This window comes from Novosphingobium sp. PC22D, assembly GCF_002556635.1.
Lineage (GTDB): Bacteria > Pseudomonadota > Alphaproteobacteria > Sphingomonadales > Sphingomonadaceae > Novosphingobium.
The window spans coordinates 34,487-50,651 of sequence record NZ_MWMO01000007.1 but is presented as its reverse complement, the minus strand read 5'-3'; the positions used below and the strand labels follow the sequence as shown (position 1 = coordinate 50,651).

Here is a 16,165-nt window from a genome sequence, read left to right as displayed (position 1 = left end):
CCATGAGCACTCGTCCCGGCGTCGGCGACGCCTTCCCCGACATCGCGCTGGAAACGCCCGAGGGCGGCAGCGTGAAGGCCTCGGATTTCAGGGGCCGCAAGCTCGTGGTGTTCTTCTATCCCAAGGACAGCACACCCGGCTGCACCACCGAGAACCAGGATTTCACCGCGCTCAAGCCCGCGTTCGACGAAGCCGGCGTCGCTCTGCTCGGCGTCAGCAAGGATTCGGCGAAGAAGCACCAGAACTTCATCGCGAAGTACGACCTCAAGGCCCCGCTCGCGAGCGATGCCGAGGAAAACGGCCTGTCCGACGCGCTCGGCATCTGGACCGAGAAGAAGAACTACGGCCGCACCTACATGGGCATGGTGCGCACGACCTATCTCATCGATGCCGCGGGCACGATCGCGCGGGTGTGGGACAAGGTGAAGGTCAAGGGCCACGCCGAGGCCGTGCTCGAGGCGGCCAGGGCACTTTGAGCGGAGCTGGCCCCTCCAGGCCCTCGGTCACGGCGGCGATTCGCGCGGCGCTGCTCGAGAGCGACGCGCGTGCCAAGGTGATGGCGACGCGGCGGGTCGCGCGCGACTGGCGGCTCGGACGCCTCGGCTTCGCGTTCGACACCGAGATGCCGGACACTCCCGGCCGGCCGGCGCGGCCCGAACTGCTCGCGCCGGGCAAGATGCCCAAGCGCGGCAAGGCCGGATCGGAGCGCGGGCGGATCGCGCTGTTCCATTCGCTCGCGCATATCGAGTTCGTCGCGATCGACCTCGCGCTCGACATGGCCGGGCGGTTCGGCGCGGCGATGGGCGAACGATTCGTCGGCGATTTCCTTTCGGTCGCTGCCGACGAGGCACTGCACTTCGCGCTGCTAGACCGCCATCTCGCGACGATGGGCGCACGCTACGGCGACCTGCCCGCCCACGGCGGGCTGTGGCAGGCGGCGCACGACACCCGCCACGACGTCGCGGCGCGACTCGCGGTGGTGCCGATGGTGCTCGAAGCGCGCGGGCTCGACGTCACGCCGGCGACCCGCGATCGCGTCGCGGCGAACGGCGACGAACGGGGCGCGCGCATTCTCGAGCGAATCCTTGACGACGAAATCCGCCACGTGCGTTTCGGGACAAGCCATTTCGCCGCGGTCGCGCAAACCCGCGGAACTGCGCCGGTTTCCTTATGGCGCGAGTTGGTTTCGCTTAACTTTCGCGGGCGGCTCAAACCGCCATTCAACGACTCAGCGCGTCGACGGGCCGGTTTATCGCTTGATTACTATGCCGCCCTTGCTTGTTAACCGGGGTGCGGGATAGGTCCAACTCGCGAGACGGCGGGGGGTTCCGACCATCTCCATGAAAATTAGGCAGGTTCCGACGAACGGAGCCGCAAGACACTTGAACTCAAGCGGCGCGTGAAATTTACGTGCTGCCGAAAAACAAGGTATTGCGAGTGGTCGTAGAAAAGTTTCTTACCCAGGTGCGCATCGTTACGGGCACCTTTGCTGCCGCGGCAGTCTTCATCGCCGCCTCACCGGCCCAGGCCAACAGCAGCGCCAATGCCGACATCGCCGCTCCGCTTCGCGCCGCCCAGGCCGCGAACCAGTCGGCCACCGGCGCCGAGGACGAGCAGTTCCGCAAGATCTTCAACTCCTGGCAGACCTTCGAGAAGACCGGCGTGCCCGCGCTCGCCGCTGTCGCCGAAGCCGCCGGGCAGGCAGGCGCGCTTGGCCGCTCGGCGATCACGCCCGCGGTTTCGATCCCCTCGCGCACCCCGCTCGAAGGCTACCACCTGACCAGCTCGTTCGGCATGCGCGTCCACCCGGTCACGGGCGGTCTTCGCGGCCACAAGGGCATCGATCTCGGCGCGCCGATCGGCACGCCGATCTACGCGACCGCCGACGGCGTCATCAGCAAGGCGTCCTGGTTCGGCGGCTATGGCCTGTTCATTTCGATCGAGCACGGCGGCGAACTGCAGACCCGCTACGGCCACATGTCGCGGCTCAACGTCGCCGAGGGCCAGCGCGTGCGCAAGGGCGAGATCATCGGCTTCGTCGGCTCGACCGGTCGCTCGACCGGCCCGCACCTCCACTACGAGGTCCGCGTGAAGGGCGAGGCGGTCAATCCCATTCCCTACATGCAGGCGACCGAGCTTGCCGCGTCCGAAGGCGACGCGAAGGGCGGCTGAACCACCGGAGATAGACGAGTTAGGGACCGGGCCGCACGCCCGGTCCTTGCGATTTGGAGAGGAGGAAAGGCGGTCGTGAGGCCGCCTTTTCTTTTCGCTCCCCTCCTGTGAGGTCCGCGCGCGCAGCGGGTGGCCGGTCCGGCGGCGCCGCCGGACCGAGGTTGCAGCGCGCGGCATGGCACGTGCGCGAATAGCCCTTGGCCGGACTCGACTCTCCCGGTATTCGTCGCGGCCATGTTTGACGGTGCCGACGCCCTGCTTCTGGCTCGCATCCAGTTCGCCTTCACGGTGAGCTTCCACTTCATCTTTCCCGCCTTCTCGATCGGCCTCGCGAGCTATCTCGCGGTGCTCGAGGGGCTGTGGCTGCGCACGGGCAGAGACCTCTACCTCGACCTGTTCCGCTACTGGCTGAAGATCTTCGCGGTCGCCTTCGCGATGGGTGTCGTCTCGGGCCTCGTCATGAGCTACCAGTTCGGGACCAACTGGGCAGTCTTCTCGGACAAGGCGGGCCCGGTGATCGGGCCGCTGATGGCCTACGAGGTGCTGACCGCCTTCTTCCTCGAGGCGGGCTTCCTCGGCGTGATGCTGTTCGGCATGGAGCGCGTGGGGCGCAAGCTGCACTTCACCGCGACTCTCATGGTCGCCGCCGGCACCTTCGTTTCGGCCTTCTGGATTCTGTCGGTCAACTCGTGGATGCAGACTCCGCAAGGCTTCGAGACCGGCGCCAACGGCCAGTTCCTGCCGGGCGATTCGTGGATCGAGATCATCTTCAACCCGAGCTTTCCCTACCGGCTCGTCCATACCGTGATCGCCGCCTACCTGACGACGGCCTTCGCGGTGGGCGGCGTCGGCGCGTGGCACCTGCTGCGCGACCGCGGCAACCTTCACGCGCGCAAGATGTTCTCGATGGCGATGTGGATGGCCGCGCTCGTCGCGCCGGTGCAGATCTTCATGGGCGACGCGCACGGGCTCAACACGCTCGAGCACCAGCCCGCAAAGGTCATGGCGATGGAGGGCCATTTCCAGAGCCACCCCGACGGCGCACCGCTGATCCTGTTCGGCATTCCCGATCAGGAGGCGCAGAAGGTCCATCTCGCGATCGAGGTTCCCAAGCTGTCCTCGCTGATCCTCAAGCACGCGCTCGATGCGCCGCTCGCCGGGCTCGACACCATCGCGCCCGCCGACCAGCCGCCGGTCGGGATCGTGTTCTGGGCCTTCCGCATCATGGTCGCGCTCGGCTTCGGGATGCTGGGAATCGGGCTGTGGAGCCTGCTCGCGCGGGCGCGCGGCAAGCTCTACGCCTGGCCCTGGCTGCATCGCGCCGCGCTGGTCATGGCGCCCTCGGGCTTCGTCGCGGTGATCGCCGGATGGGTGACGACCGAGGTCGGCCGCCAGCCATGGGCGGTCTACGGCCTGCTGCGCACCGCCGATGCCGCGAGCCCGCTCGCCGCGCCGGCGGTCGGCGCCTCGCTGCTCGGCTTCGTGATCGTCTACTTCGTCTGTTTCTCGATCGGCACCTGGTACATCCTGCGCCTGATGAAGAAGGCGCCGCAACCGCATGAAGGCGGCGTCGAGCAGTCCGAGAGCGGCCCGGTGCGCACGGCCGGCGTGACGCCCGGCCCTGCGCGGCACGAGGCCCGGCGCGGCGAAGGGACCGACCGGCCATGACCGTCAATTTCGACCTCACGACGATCTGGGCCTTCATCATCGCCTTCGGCGTCTTCGCCTACGTCGTGATGGACGGCTTCGATCTCGGCATCGGCATCCTGTTTCCCACCTTCCGCGTCGGCGAAGGGCGCAACCGCGCGATGAACGCGATCGCGCCGGTGTGGGACGGCAACGAGACCTGGCTGGTGCTCGGCGGCGGCGGCCTCTTCGCCGCCTTCCCGCTCGCTTACGCGGTGATCCTGCCCGCGACCTATCCGCTGATCATCGCGATGCTGCTCGGCCTCGTGTTTCGCGGCGTCGCCTTCGAGTTCCGCTGGCGCGATCCGGCGCACCGCAAGTACTGGGACTTCGCCTTCTTCGCCGGCTCGCTGGTCGCGGCGCTGGCGCAGGGCATGACGCTCGGCGCGATTCTTCAGGGGATCGAGGTCGCCGACCGCGCCTATGCCGGCTCGTGGTGGGACTGGCTCACGCCCTATACCCTGCTGACCGGCCTCGGCGTGGTCGCCGGCTACGCCCTGCTCGGCGCCTGCTGGCTGGTGTGGAAGCTCGACGGCAGCGCGCAGGACCATGCCTTCAAGGTGGCGAAACGCGCCGCCGTGGCGACGCTGGCGATGCTCGGCGCGGTGAGCCTCTACACCCCGCTGCTCGACGAGACGTACTGGCGGCGCTGGTTCGAGGCCCCCGGGATCTACTTCGCAAGCCAGGTGCCGCTCCTGACGCTGATCATCGCCGTGCTGCTGTTCCGCAGCCTAGCGAAGCGCAGGGACGTCGCGCCCTTCTGGCTCGCGCTCGGGCTGTTCCTGCTTGGCATGGCCGGGCTCGGCGTGAGCATGTGGCCCTACGTCGTTCCCGACGCGCTCACGATCTGGGACGCCGCCGCGCCCGAGCGCAGCCAGGTGTTCATGCTGGTGGGCGTCGCGATCACGATGCCGCTGATCATCGCCTATACCGGCTGGGCCTACTGGGTGTTTCGCGGCAAGGTCGGCGCCGAAGGCTACCACTGATGCGCGGCAAGCCGGTCGAGGCCGATGCGGCGCCCTTGTGGAAGCGGCTGGGCTGGATGGCCGCGATCTGGGCGGCGAGCGTCCTCGCGCTCGGCGCCGTTGCCTGGGTCCTGAGAACCTGGCTCGGCGCCTGAGCGCGAGGCGCGCCTAGAACTCGCTCCAGTCCTCGGCCTTGGTCGACACGGCCGCCTGCGCACCGCCGCCCGCGGCCGCGATCCGGCGCGGCGCAGGGGCCGGGGCCGCTGCCGCAGGCGGACGCGAGATCTTCTTGGGCCGGAACGAGGGAAGCTGCACCACGCCCTCGTCGTTCGACAGCCGGAAGCGCGAGACCATCGCGTCGAGATCCTGCGCCTCGCCCGCGAGACTGCGCGAGGCGGCGGTCGTCTGCTCGACCATGGCCGCGTTCTGCTGCGTCATCTGGTCCATCTCGCGCACCGCCACGTTGACGTGCTGCAGGCTGGTCGACTGCTCCCGCGAGTTTTCGCTCATGTGGCTCACCCGCTCGGCGATCTCGCCGACGCGCCCGGTAATGCGGGTGAAGGCGTCGCCCGAATGACGCACGAGTTCGACACCCTTCTCGACCTGGTTGACGCTGCCGGTGACGAGTTCCTTGATCTCGCGCGCCGCCTCGGCCGAGCGCTGCGCCAGCGCGCGCACTTCGTTGGCGACGACCGCGAAGCCCTTGCCCGCCTCGCCCGCCCGAACCGCCTCGACGCCCGCGTTGAGCGCGACGAGGTTGGTCTGGAAGGCGATGCCGTCGATCATTTCGATGATCTTTCTGATCTCGTGCGCCGAGCGCTGGATCGTCTCCATCGCCGATACCGCCTGGCGCGCGACTTCCTCGCCGGTCCGGGCTTCCTCGTTGGCCTCGACGACCTTGACGTTGACTTCCTCGGCGCCGGTCGCCGCCGCCGCGATACCGGCGGTGAGCTGTTCCATCGTCGCCGCGGTCTCCTCGAGCGAGGCGGCCTGCTGCTGGGTGCGCATCGCCAGGTCGTCCGCCGCCGCGCGGATCTCGGACGAGCCGGTATTGATGCCGCTCACCGACTGGGCAACGGCGGTCAGCGCCTTGCTGACGTTGGCGCGCATTTCCTCGAAGTCGGTGCCAAGCTTCGCGAAGTCGCCGGGCAGCTCTTCGAGTCGGGCGGTGAAGTCGTTGGCGGCGAGCGAGGCGAGCGCCTCGCCTATGCGGTGCACCGCGTCTTCGCGCGCAACGCGATCGGCCTCGACTTGCGCAAGCGTGTCGTTGAGGCGATCGATGATCTCGGCCCGCTTTTCCTCTTCGGCCGCGAAATAGGCGAGGACAGCCAGGTCCATGTCGAGCAACGCCATCTTGACGAGAGTAGCCACCGACTTCGCGGTGCGACCGCCGTCGAGCCGGCTCGGCGGAGCGTTGCGCAGCATCCGCACGATCATCTCGTCGAGCACGGTGGCATAGCCGCCGATGTACCAGGTGGTATCGAGCCCGACTCGGGCGTGGGTGCGCCCGATCTTCTCGGCATTGCCGAGGTAGGCTTCGCCCGGCTCGCCCGCGAACATCGACTGCCAGTGCGCGATCTGCGCCTCGCGGGCATGGGTCATCTGCGACCGGTTGTTGCCGAACAGCTTGAACAGCCGCGGGTTGCGCTCGACCTTGGCGTAGAGGCGGTCGAGCGCGGCGGGCGCGAAACGCCGCATCGCCGCAGCAATGCGCGGCAGCCGGGCGATGTCGCTGTCCTCAAGGCCGAAATGGCGAAGGCGTTCGACGCGGTCGATCTGGGTTTGGCTCTGGTTTGCAGACATGCTGGTCGGTTGTCCCTTGGAAGAACTCTAGGGGCGCAGCGATACACCCGGCATGACTAGCGCCGGCTTTAGGATCGAATACGCATAGACACGGCCCGCAATTCCCCGCGATTTCGGGTTCAGGCGCTCCTCCCCCGACGCAAAACGAGGCCATCACGTCGCTGGCCGCTTTAATTTCGCTTGGGGCGGGCCTGCCTGCTGCGAGCGAAGCCGCCGGTGGCCATGCGCACGAACTGGCTCGCGGCGCGGGACATGTCCTCGCCGCGGCCGCCGGTGATGCCGCCCTCGAAATGGCGGTCGAGCCCGATGGCGATCTGCATACCGAAGATCGCCAGCCCGACGAATTCGGGATCGAGCCCGTCGCGTTCGAGACCTTCCAGAATCTCGCCGCGCGCGCGGATCAGCGGATCGAGGTGCTCGCGGTAGAAGGCGCGGCCCATGTCCGGGTCGCTGAACAGCGCGGCGACCAGCAGCGGGAACACCTCGACCGTGTCCTCGACATGGCGCCGTGCCGATTCGGCCGCGAGTTCGGCGAGTTCCTCGGGCCCGGACGCATCCTCATAGCGTCGACGCCGCGCGTGCATGCCCTGCATCGCCTCGACCAGCGGTTCGATCACCGCGGCCTCGAACAAGGCCTCCTTGCTCGCGAAGTGCTCGAAGATCGTGGCCTGGTTGACGGCGGCGGCCGCCGCGATGTCGCGCGTGCGCGCGCCCTTGAGATTGCTGCGGGCGAAGACCTGCTGGGCGGCGGCGATGATCTGCCGGCGCCGCTCTGCCGCGGGCAGATAGGCGCGTTTGCGCCGCTGCGGTGCGCCCGGTTCGGCGCCCCGCGCCGCCTTGTCGTCCGATCTGCTCGCCAATCGCCGCTCCTTCGCATCGGTTGCCTGAAAGCGTCTAGCTCTTGCCCGGCAAGGAAACAACCAACCACTTGGTTGATTTTGCGCGATCGGAGGCGCAGGCTGCGAATCGATGACCGGCGAATCAAGGCCGGTGCGGCATGGGAGAGAGCCGATGGCGACCGCAGCAGCGCCCAAGGACCTGACGATCGAGCGCGAGGCGCAAGCCTGGGCCAACGATCCCTACGAGCACTTCGGGTATCACAACACCAGGATCCACTCGCTCGAGCGCGAGCATGTCGAGGCGGTGCAGCTCGCCGCGATGAACATGCGGCTGGCCGAGCGGCGCGAGCAGGTGGCGATGCTGGGCAAGCTCGCCGACGCGCAGGGGATCGAGCAGGTCGACAGCCTCGTGGCGCTCGCCCCGCTGCTGCTGCCGCACGATATCTACAAGTCCTATCCGGTCTCGCTGCTGGCGAAGCAGCAGTACGGCAAGCTCAACACCTGGCTTTCCAAGCTGACGCGCCATCACCCCGAGGAGGTCGACGTTTCGGACTGCGATTCGATCGATTCCTGGCTGACCAGGCTGCGTGAGGAGACCCCGCTCGACGTCGGCGCCTCGTCGGGTTCGTCGGGAACGGCATCGTTCTATCCCAAGTCCAAGCGCGACTACCGCATCTCGATGACCGGAATGCGCGTCCAGCTTGCGCAGACCTTCGGCGAGGACCCCAGGCCCGGCGACATCGAGGACAAGATCCACGCGATCATCCCACTCTACAAGGACGGGCACGCCTCGATGGGCGCCTTCGGGAAGTATTCGTGCGAGGTCTTCGCCAAGGGCGACCCCGACTACTGGCACTACTGCTTCGACTTCAAGCTTTCGAGCGACCTCATGTGGCTCGCCGCCCGGCTGCGCGCCGCGCAGGCCAAGGGCGACGTCGGCAAGGTCGACGTGCCGCCCGCGCTGCTCGCGCGCAAGGCGGAGTGGGAGCAGCAGCAGAAGGACATGCCCGCCCAGCAGCTCGCTTTCGTCAACCGCATGGTCAAGGAACTGGCGGGCGAACGCGTCTTCGTGATGAGCACGTCGAACCTGCTCTACCAGGTCGCCAAGCGCGGGCTCGAGGAAGGCGTCTCGGGCGTCTTCGCGCCCGATTCGGTGTTCATGGGCGGGGGCGGCGCCAAGGGGGTGCCGCTGCCCGACGATCTCGAGGACGTGATCCAGACCTTCTTCAACACGCCGCGCATGATCAGCGCCTACGGCATGACCGAAATGAACAGCTTCTCGGTGCTGTGCGAGCACGACCGCTATCACATGCTGCCCTGGGTCACCCCCTACCTGCTCGATCTCGACAGCGGCCAGCCGCTGCCGCGCGCCGGCAAGCAGACCGGGCGCGCCGCCTTCTTCGACATGACCGCCGAATCGTGCTGGGGCGGGCTTGTCACCGGCGACGTTGTCACCATCGACTGGGACACGCCGTGCGAATGCGGGCGCACCTCTTACGCGATGGAAAAGCAGATCAACCGCGTCAGCGAGATCCAGGGCGGCGACGACAAGATCTCGTGCGCCGCCACGCCGCAGGCCCAGGCCGACGCAATGGATTTCCTCACCAACTTCGGAGGCTGATGCGATGATGGCCAAGCGACCCATTTCCTACGCCGTGCTGCGCGGCAAGGTGATCGAGACCGACCTCGTCGAATTCGGCGGGCGCGGCGGGGACATCACGTTCCTCGCACCCGATCCGCACGCGATCGCCGACCAGATCCCCATCGCCAGCCCGAGGCTGATGGAGGACCTCTACGAGATCAGCCTCGAGGACATTCTCGACTATCTGGCGGAACTGGGCGAGCGCCTCCACCTGAAGGACAATCCCTATCTGCAGGAAGCGCTCGAATACTCCTACGCCACCGCGCCCACGACCAAGCCGATCATGGACGGCTTCTTCCACGACATGCCGTTCATGTTCGACAAGGACCGCATTCGCGGCATGGTCGATTTCAACATCGGCATCGACTACCTCGAAGGCTGGAAGACCACCGACATCAACGGGTCGCGCGTGGGAATCCGCGCCTACGGCGCGCGCACGCTGCACATCGTCGCGGGCAACGGGCCGGTGCTCGGCGCACTCACGGTGATCCGCGGCGCGGTCACGCGCGGCGACACGATCATCAAGGTGCCTTCGAACGATCCCTTCACCACGGGTGCGATCGCGCGCACCATGGTCGACATGGCGCCCGATCATCCGGTCACCAAACACCTTGCGGTCGCCTACTGGCGCGGCGGCGACGAAGCGCTCGAAAGCCGCCTCTACCAGCCGCACAACATCGAGAAGATCTGCGCCTGGGGCGGCTTCGCCTCGGTCAAGCATGTCACCAAGTACATCCAGCCCGGCATCGAGCTGATCAGCCTCGATCCCAAGCGCTCTGCCTCGATCGTGGGCGGCGAGGCGCTCGACGACGACGCGATGATGAACGAAGCTGCGAACCGCATCGCGACCGACGTCGCCACCGGCAACCAGACCGCCTGCGCGGCCTGCCGCATGGTCTACGTCACCTGCGGGACCGACGACGAGGGCGTCGCGAAACTCAGGCAGCTCGGCCAGAAGACCTACGACGCGATGATGCGGCTGCCCGAGGCGCTGACCACCAAGCCCAAGCGCTACGATCCCGAGCTCAAGTCGCAAGTCGACATGCTGCGGCTATCGGACGATTTCTACACCGTGATCGGCGGCGAGGACGGCGAGGGAGCGGTGCTGGTCTCGCACACGCCCGACCGGGTCGAGTTCTGGGAGTACCTGGCCGACCGCACCGTCAATCTCATCCCTGTCGACACGATCGACGAGGTTCTCGACGTCGTCGACGCCTATACGCAGACGGTCGGCGTCTACCCCGAAAGCCTGCGCGAGATCGTGCGCCACAAGGGCGCGCTGCACGGCGGACAGCGCTTCGTCTCGCTGGGCTACGCCTTCAACGGCCCCGGCCTCGTCGGTCCGCAGGACGGGATCGAGCCGATGCGCCGCATCGTGAAATGGATCATTTCCGAAGAGCCCCTGCCGGGTCGCAAACCGTTCTGGGAGTGTTCGAACGAGGAGATCAAAGTCGTCGCCTGAGCCCGCGCCGCCCGACAGCGGAAGGATGTGGGGCCCGGAACCAGGGTTCGGGCCGGGCACGTCCGCGGGCGCCGGGACCGGCCCAGGAACCGGAATTCACAAGAGATGCTGTTCCATCACTCGGGCCACAGCGGCCTGGCGGCTCGAGACGCCCAGCTTGGCGTAGATCTTCTTCAGATGGAACTTCACCGTATTGTCGCTGATGCCCAGGCGGCGCGCCACCAGCTTGTTGGAGGCGCCTTCCGCGATGTGCGCGACGATTTCCGCCTCGCGCTCGCTGAGCGCATTGGGATCGGCGGATTTCTGCTCCTCCTGCAAGGCACCGACGATCCGCTCGACGAGCACCTGCTCGGCGCCGCCGAGGCCGGTTGACGGCACGCGCAACAGGAGCGGCTTGAGCGCCTCGCCGTATTGGGCGAAGGGCATCAGCCACTGCTCGGGCAAGGCCAGCCGCAGCGCGGAACGCAGGCTGACCGACGCGCTTGGCCCGTCACCTTGCCGGTCATGGCCCAGCGCCAGCAGCAGATGACCGTGAATCTCGCCGGCCACGCGCCCAAGGTTCGCGCCGGTCGCGACCATCGTCTCGCCGATCTCGCGGAGCCGGGGCCAGTTCTCCTCGATCAGCGCGACCCGCCCAAGCGCCAGTCGCGACTGCTCGCACGCGTGCCATCCCGCCGCCGGCACCTCGCCCTTGGCGATCTGCTCGAGCCCCGCTTCGACGATCCGCGCCTTCGCGCGATCCAGTTTCCCCGAACGCGCCAGGTATCCGACCTCCAGGGCATCGAGCAGCGCGGTGGAGGCCGTAACGTCGCGCTGGCGCATCTGGGCGCGATGACTTTCGATCTGGTCGATCACTTCGTCCAGGCCATGACGCCGCCAGGCGCCGTCGAGCATGACGGGCCAGGCAAAGGCACGGTGATCGGACCATGCCTCGCCAACGCCGAACTGCTTGATCGCGAAAGCCACCATGTCGGCCGCGCCGAGACGGTGGTTCTGGTAATAGTCGACAATCGCCAGGGTCAGGCGCCCCATGGTCTGAAGCCCCGGGTCCTTGACCCCGGCGGGGATCTGGTGCGGATGCCGGACGAGCCCGCCGGCGATCCTTGCCGCCTGATGCAGGACGCCTTTCGCCAGCGCGATCAGGATGCGGTGCATTTCCAGATGCTGGCTGGCGAAGCTCGTCATGCTGATCGATTCGTAGACGGCGGCAGCGGCGTTCAGTTCCTGCTCGGCGGCATCCATCTCTCCCCTGAACTGAAAGACCACGAGCATCACGTTGTGGCACCATGCCCAGACCAGGGGAACGTCTCGCGCCAGCTCCATGGTCCGCTCGCAGGTCGCCTCCGGCTGCTCGGGCATGCCTCGCATATAGGTGTCGAACAGCAGTTCGAGCGCGTTTCCCTCGATCTCAAGACTTCGCGCATCGCCGTCCGGATCGCGGCGGTAATCCTCCGTTTCGGCCCTCAGCGCCGCAAGCAGGCGGCGCGATTCGGCGAAAAGGCCTTCCTTGAAATGGATGAGGCAGAGCATCATCCGCAGGCGGGGCGAGCGGTCGATCACCGCCTGCGGAACCTCGCGAACGATGAGCCGGAGTTCGGCATTGCCGTAGTTGAGGAAGAGCTTGATCAATTGGAGACCGGTGAGGCGCGCCAGGAAACGGTCCTGCGCGCCCGCCTGCACATAGAGCCGCACGGATTCGGGATAGTGCTGGTTTTCCCAGAGCCACTCGGCCGCGGCCAGGCGTACGGCCGAGAACAGGGTCGGCTGCTTCTCCAGCTCCGCATGGGCATAGGATCGCAGCAGCGGATGCAGCCTGTAGGCGACCACGTCGGCCGCGTCCGTGCGCGACAGCAGGGGCCCGAGATGTCTTTCGATCTCGGCCAGCAGCGGGGCGCTGTCGGTCTTCGCGCGGACCTGGTCCGCCGCGGCCACTTCGATCTCTTCGAGAATCGCGAGTTCGATCAGCAGGCCGCGGCATTCCTCGGAGAGCGTATCGAACACGCGCTGCGCGAAGTAGTTCGCGACCTCTTCCACCTTGCCGGTGAAGTTGCGCGTATTCGCCTCCAGGCCGACCTGCGCGCGCCACAGCTTGTAGAGCTGGACGGCGACCGGCCAGCCTCGGGTCAGCGTGTAGAGCCGCTCCACCTCGGCCGGATCGGCCTCGATGCTCAGCGCGCGCGCGACATCCTCCTGCGACAGGGCGAGATCGGCGGCCTCGATGATGCGCGTCAATCCCTGCAGTCGCCAGGTCGCGAACGGCAGTCTCGGCTTGGTGCGTCCCGAAATGAGGATGTGCAGATCGGGCGGGAGGTTCTCGACGATCGTCTCGACGAGTTCGGCGACCGGCGCGCAATCGACGCGCTCGTACTCGTCGATGATGAGCACGAGCGGCTTGCGCCAGCGATCGAGCGCGAGAATGACCGCGTCCAGCAGGGCCGGTGCCGACATGCCGCCCAATACGTCGGTCTCGGCCGGGCAATCGAGCCCGGCCCTGGCGAGCGAACGCGACACCATGGCCAGAAAGGCGACGGGGTCCTGCTCGGGCGTCGCCACGCTGTACCAGGCGGTGGCGACATTCTGCCCGGCGAGCGCCTCGCACCAATGCGCCAGCGCCGTGGTCTTGCCGAACCCGGCCGGAGCGATGACGAGCGTCAGCGGGGTATGCCGGGCGGCGTTCAGCGAGCGCAGGACGGAAGCCTGGTTTTCGGTGTCCGCCGGCGGTCGGGGCGGCTGAAGGCGGCGCCGGGCCGCCCGCATGCGCGACGATGTGCTTTCGGAAGGCCCCATCATCTTCGCATGGCTCACGCTCTCGCGGCTCTCCTCGCGCGCAAGGGGCGTTGCCGGGCAAGGAGCGGACGACGGCTCACGGCGTCGCGGCAGCCATCAGCCCTTCGAGCGGCACGAAATCCTCGTCCAGGCCGAAAAGACGCGGAGCCAGGACTTCCATGCTTTCCGGCTTGCGCAACGCCGGGTCCGCGCTCAGCCCGAGGACCTTCACGCGCTGGCCGTAACTGAGCATTTCGCCCGTCAGCGGCTCGCCCGTCTCGCGGTCCATGATCGTGATGAGGTCGGGAACGATCGCCAGGGTCCTGCCGTTCCGCCGCGCGACCAGGAACTCGTTGCGGATCTCGACCGTGCACTGGTCCTCCGGATCGTCTAGCGCCGCGATCACCGCCTCTCCCCAGTGCCAGCCGTCGCGCGTCTCGTGGCGCACATCCACGATCTTGCCATCGAACAGGACGCGCGCGGCACGCCCCTCCCAACCGGCGAAATAGGCGAGCAGGTCCGCGAAAATATCGGTTCCGCTCAACCGCGCCTGCCGGATCGTCCTGCCGATCTCGAGTGTCTGGGTGAGCGTGTTCTGGATCGCCGTCTCGCGCGCCTGCTTGCCGGTCATGGGATAGAAGGCGCCGAACGCCATGGCGCCCATCGCGCCTGTGACGACCCGGATCAGGTCTTCGGCCATGCGATCGCTCACCGCGTCGAAGGTCACGATGTTGCCGCTGTCGTCCATCACCAGCGCCGGGGTAGCACGAACCCCGAAGATGCTGAAAGCCGTCATCTCGATCTGCGGCACGGCGCGGCCGATGCCGTCGGCGTCGAGCACCGGCAACCCGCTTATCGACGAGAGCGCGAGAGGAAACATCGAATTCGCGCCGCCGATCTCGGCCGAGATGAGCGCGTCGATCCGCCTGCCGTAAAAGCTCTCGGCGCGGGCGAGCAGCCGATGCAGCGTGTTTTCGGACACGAGATGCTCGACGATGACGCTCGGCGCGCCGACGCCGGCGATCGATACCACGAATGCGTCGTCCGCAATCTCGTCGCAGCCGATGATGGTGGGGTAGCGGCCCTTGCGGATCTGCGCGCGCACGAACAGTTCGCCGATGTAGGGATCGCCCCCGCCTCCGGTGCCCAGGAGCACCGCTCCGCGCGACATGTCGCGGATATCTTCCATGGTTTCGACACGATACACGGAAAATCTCTCCTCTATGCGAGCTCTGCAATCGGCCCCACGGCTCTGACCTTTATCTGGGTCGCGCCGGTCTTCATGTGCGTCATCGGCAATTCGACGATCTCGACGATTTCCACCTCGGCGGCGTGCGCCCCCTGCGCGACGGCGGCATCGATCGCCTGCTGCTTGGCCTGCGCTAGGGCGCTCTCGCGCCCGTGCTCGGTGGTGTCGAACATCGCGTCGACCCGCCCGCTGACGAGCGCGATCGCCGCGCCCACGGCATTGGCGACATCGGCATGTTCGGGCCGCAGGATCTCGCGAACGCCGGGAAGCGAGCCGCCGACCAGGACATGGCCGCCGCCGACCAGGATGAGCGGCATCGGCGCGGCGCTGGTCTTCATCTGGTCGATGGCATCCGCGATCTGCCCGTGAATGGAATCAAGCGCCGAAGACACGGTGGCTTCGGCCAGATCGGCAAGCCGCGAGGCATCGCCGATATCGGCGTGACCGGCAGCGACGGCGATGTCCGTCGCCGTCAGGATCGTTCCGCCGAAGACCATGCCCTCCTCGCGCAGGCGAAAGCCCACCGACCGGGGGCCGACGGTCCAGCGGCCGTCCTGCGCTTGCCGCACGAGGCTGCCCCCGCCGACGCCGATGGACAAGGTGTCGGGAATGCGGAAGTTCGTGCGCACCCCGCCGATCATGTTGGCCGTGGCGGTTTCACGCGGGAAGCCCTTCGCAAGGAAGCCGACATCGGTCGTGGTGCCGCCGATATCGGCGACGATCGCGTCCCGCACGCCGGTCAGGAACGCGGCGCCACGCAGGCTGTTGGTGGGGCCGGCCGCGCAGGTGAAGATCGGATAGGCCGCGGCGACCTCGGTCGTGATGAGCGTGCCGTCGTTCTGGCTGATGTAGAGCGGCGCCTCGATCCCCAGGTGCGCGATGGCCGCTGCCATCGAGCGTACGACGTCGATCGCAAAGCCCGAGAGCATGGCGTTGATGATGGCGGCGTTCTCGCGGTCGATCAGGCCCAGCCCTCCGACCTCGCCGGACAGGGTGATCCGCGCACCCGGCACGATGGCCTTGACGATCTCTTCGGCGCGCTGCTCGAGATCGGGGCGGATCGGCGCGAAATTGGCGGAGATGACAAACGCCTCGATTCCCGCCGCCTTGGCGTCGCGCGCCGCCTCGGCGATCGCCTCCTCGTCGAGCGGCGCATAGTCGCGGCCGTCATAGAATGCGCCGCCGCCGACCATGTAGATGCGCGAGCCGTAGCCATCGGCGATGTCGTCCGGCCAGCCGGCCAGCGGCGGAACGCCGTCGCCCTTGGGCAGGGCGACGCGGATGATCGCCACGCGCTCCAGATTGCGGCGCTGGACGAAGGCGTTCACGAACTGCGTCGTGCCGATCATTACCGCGCGCACCGGGGCATCGAGATCACCGGCCTCGTCAAGCAGCCCCGTGACCGCATCGACCACGCCCGAGCCGACGTCCTGGGTCGTGAAGCGCTTGACCGCAGCCACGACATCGTTGCCCCGCATCAGCACTGCGTCGGTATTGGTGCCGCCGACATCGATGCCGATCCTGTATCCCGTCATAATTCAAACCACCCTTGCGGCGATGGGGGCGGCCGGAACGGCGCAC

13 protein-coding genes are annotated in these 16,165 nt (G+C 67.4%); 8 read left to right on the top strand and 5 right to left on the bottom strand.

Annotated elements, in window-relative coordinates; genetic code table 11:
* Nucleotides 1-2: 2 nt before the first annotated feature.
* The 6 genes from B2G71_RS12200 (at nt 3) to B2G71_RS12175 (ending at nt 4,978) form a co-directional block, all read left to right on the top strand.
* Nucleotides 3-476: a peroxiredoxin gene (locus B2G71_RS12200; RefSeq protein ID WP_098106070.1), complete on the top strand. Its 474-nt coding sequence runs from the start codon at nt 3-5 to the stop codon at nt 474-476.
* Entirely contained in the window at nt 473-1,285 is an 813-nt protein-coding gene (locus tag B2G71_RS12195; RefSeq protein ID WP_276306917.1) for a ferritin-like domain-containing protein, read from the top strand. The genes B2G71_RS12200 and B2G71_RS12195 overlap by 4 nt, the downstream gene beginning before the upstream one ends.
* Before the next feature lie 152 nt (nt 1,286-1,437).
* On the top strand, nt 1,438-2,172 hold the full coding sequence (locus B2G71_RS12190; RefSeq protein ID WP_240530133.1) for a M23 family metallopeptidase: 735 nt from the start codon (nt 1,438-1,440) through the stop codon (nt 2,170-2,172).
* A gap of 234 nt (nt 2,173-2,406) precedes the next feature.
* On the top strand, nt 2,407-3,840 hold the full coding sequence (locus B2G71_RS12185) for a cytochrome ubiquinol oxidase subunit I (protein WP_098106065.1): 1,434 nt from the start codon (nt 2,407-2,409) through the stop codon (nt 3,838-3,840).
* Nucleotides 3,837-4,844 carry a cytochrome d ubiquinol oxidase subunit II gene (gene cydB, locus B2G71_RS12180; RefSeq protein ID WP_098106062.1) on the top strand — a complete coding sequence of 336 codons (1,008 nt, stop codon included), beginning with the start codon at nt 3,837-3,839 and terminating at the stop codon, nt 4,842-4,844. The genes B2G71_RS12185 and cydB overlap by 4 nt, the downstream gene beginning before the upstream one ends.
* A complete protein-coding gene (locus tag B2G71_RS12175) occupies nt 4,844-4,978 on the top strand; it encodes a DUF2474 domain-containing protein (RefSeq protein ID WP_098106060.1) in 135 nt (44 codons plus the stop codon). The genes cydB and B2G71_RS12175 overlap by 1 nt, the downstream gene beginning before the upstream one ends.
* Before the next feature lie 13 nt (nt 4,979-4,991).
* Here B2G71_RS12175 and B2G71_RS12170 read toward each other — a convergent pair whose 3' ends face one another.
* Both B2G71_RS12170 and B2G71_RS12165 read right to left on the bottom strand, forming a co-directional pair.
* Entirely contained in the window at nt 4,992-6,626 is a 1,635-nt protein-coding gene (locus tag B2G71_RS12170) for a globin-coupled sensor protein (RefSeq protein ID WP_098106058.1), read from the bottom strand.
* A 170-nt stretch (nt 6,627-6,796) separates the two neighbouring features.
* Nucleotides 6,797-7,486, bottom strand: a complete 690-nt coding sequence (locus B2G71_RS12165; RefSeq protein WP_168176351.1) for a TetR/AcrR family transcriptional regulator — start codon at nt 7,484-7,486, stop codon at nt 6,797-6,799.
* A gap of 151 nt (nt 7,487-7,637) precedes the next feature.
* Between B2G71_RS12165 and B2G71_RS12160 the strand changes: the two genes are divergently transcribed.
* Complete coding sequence (locus B2G71_RS12160) at nt 7,638-9,086, top strand: long-chain fatty acid--CoA ligase (protein ID WP_141521565.1); 1,449 nt, start codon at nt 7,638-7,640, stop codon at nt 9,084-9,086.
* A gap of 7 nt (nt 9,087-9,093) precedes the next feature.
* Nucleotides 9,094-10,569 carry an acyl-CoA reductase gene (locus tag B2G71_RS12155; RefSeq protein WP_098106387.1) on the top strand — a complete coding sequence of 492 codons (1,476 nt, stop codon included), beginning with the start codon at nt 9,094-9,096 and terminating at the stop codon, nt 10,567-10,569.
* A 96-nt stretch (nt 10,570-10,665) separates the two neighbouring features.
* On the opposite strand, the gene B2G71_RS12150 is transcribed toward B2G71_RS12155, so the two are convergent.
* The 3 genes from B2G71_RS12150 to B2G71_RS12140 are packed head-to-tail and all read right to left on the bottom strand — an operon-like array spanning nt 10,666 to nt 16,119.
* On the bottom strand, nt 10,666-13,374 hold the full coding sequence (locus B2G71_RS12150) for a LuxR C-terminal-related transcriptional regulator (protein ID WP_098106051.1): 2,709 nt from the start codon (nt 13,372-13,374) through the stop codon (nt 10,666-10,668).
* Between the two features lie 58 nt (nt 13,375-13,432).
* A complete protein-coding gene (locus tag B2G71_RS12145; protein WP_098106047.1) occupies nt 13,433-14,542 on the bottom strand; it encodes a DUF917 domain-containing protein in 1,110 nt (369 codons plus the stop codon).
* Between the two features lie 14 nt (nt 14,543-14,556).
* Complete coding sequence (locus B2G71_RS12140; protein WP_098106044.1) at nt 14,557-16,119, bottom strand: hydantoinase/oxoprolinase family protein; 1,563 nt, start codon at nt 16,117-16,119, stop codon at nt 14,557-14,559.
* Nucleotides 16,120-16,165 lie beyond the last annotated feature (46 nt).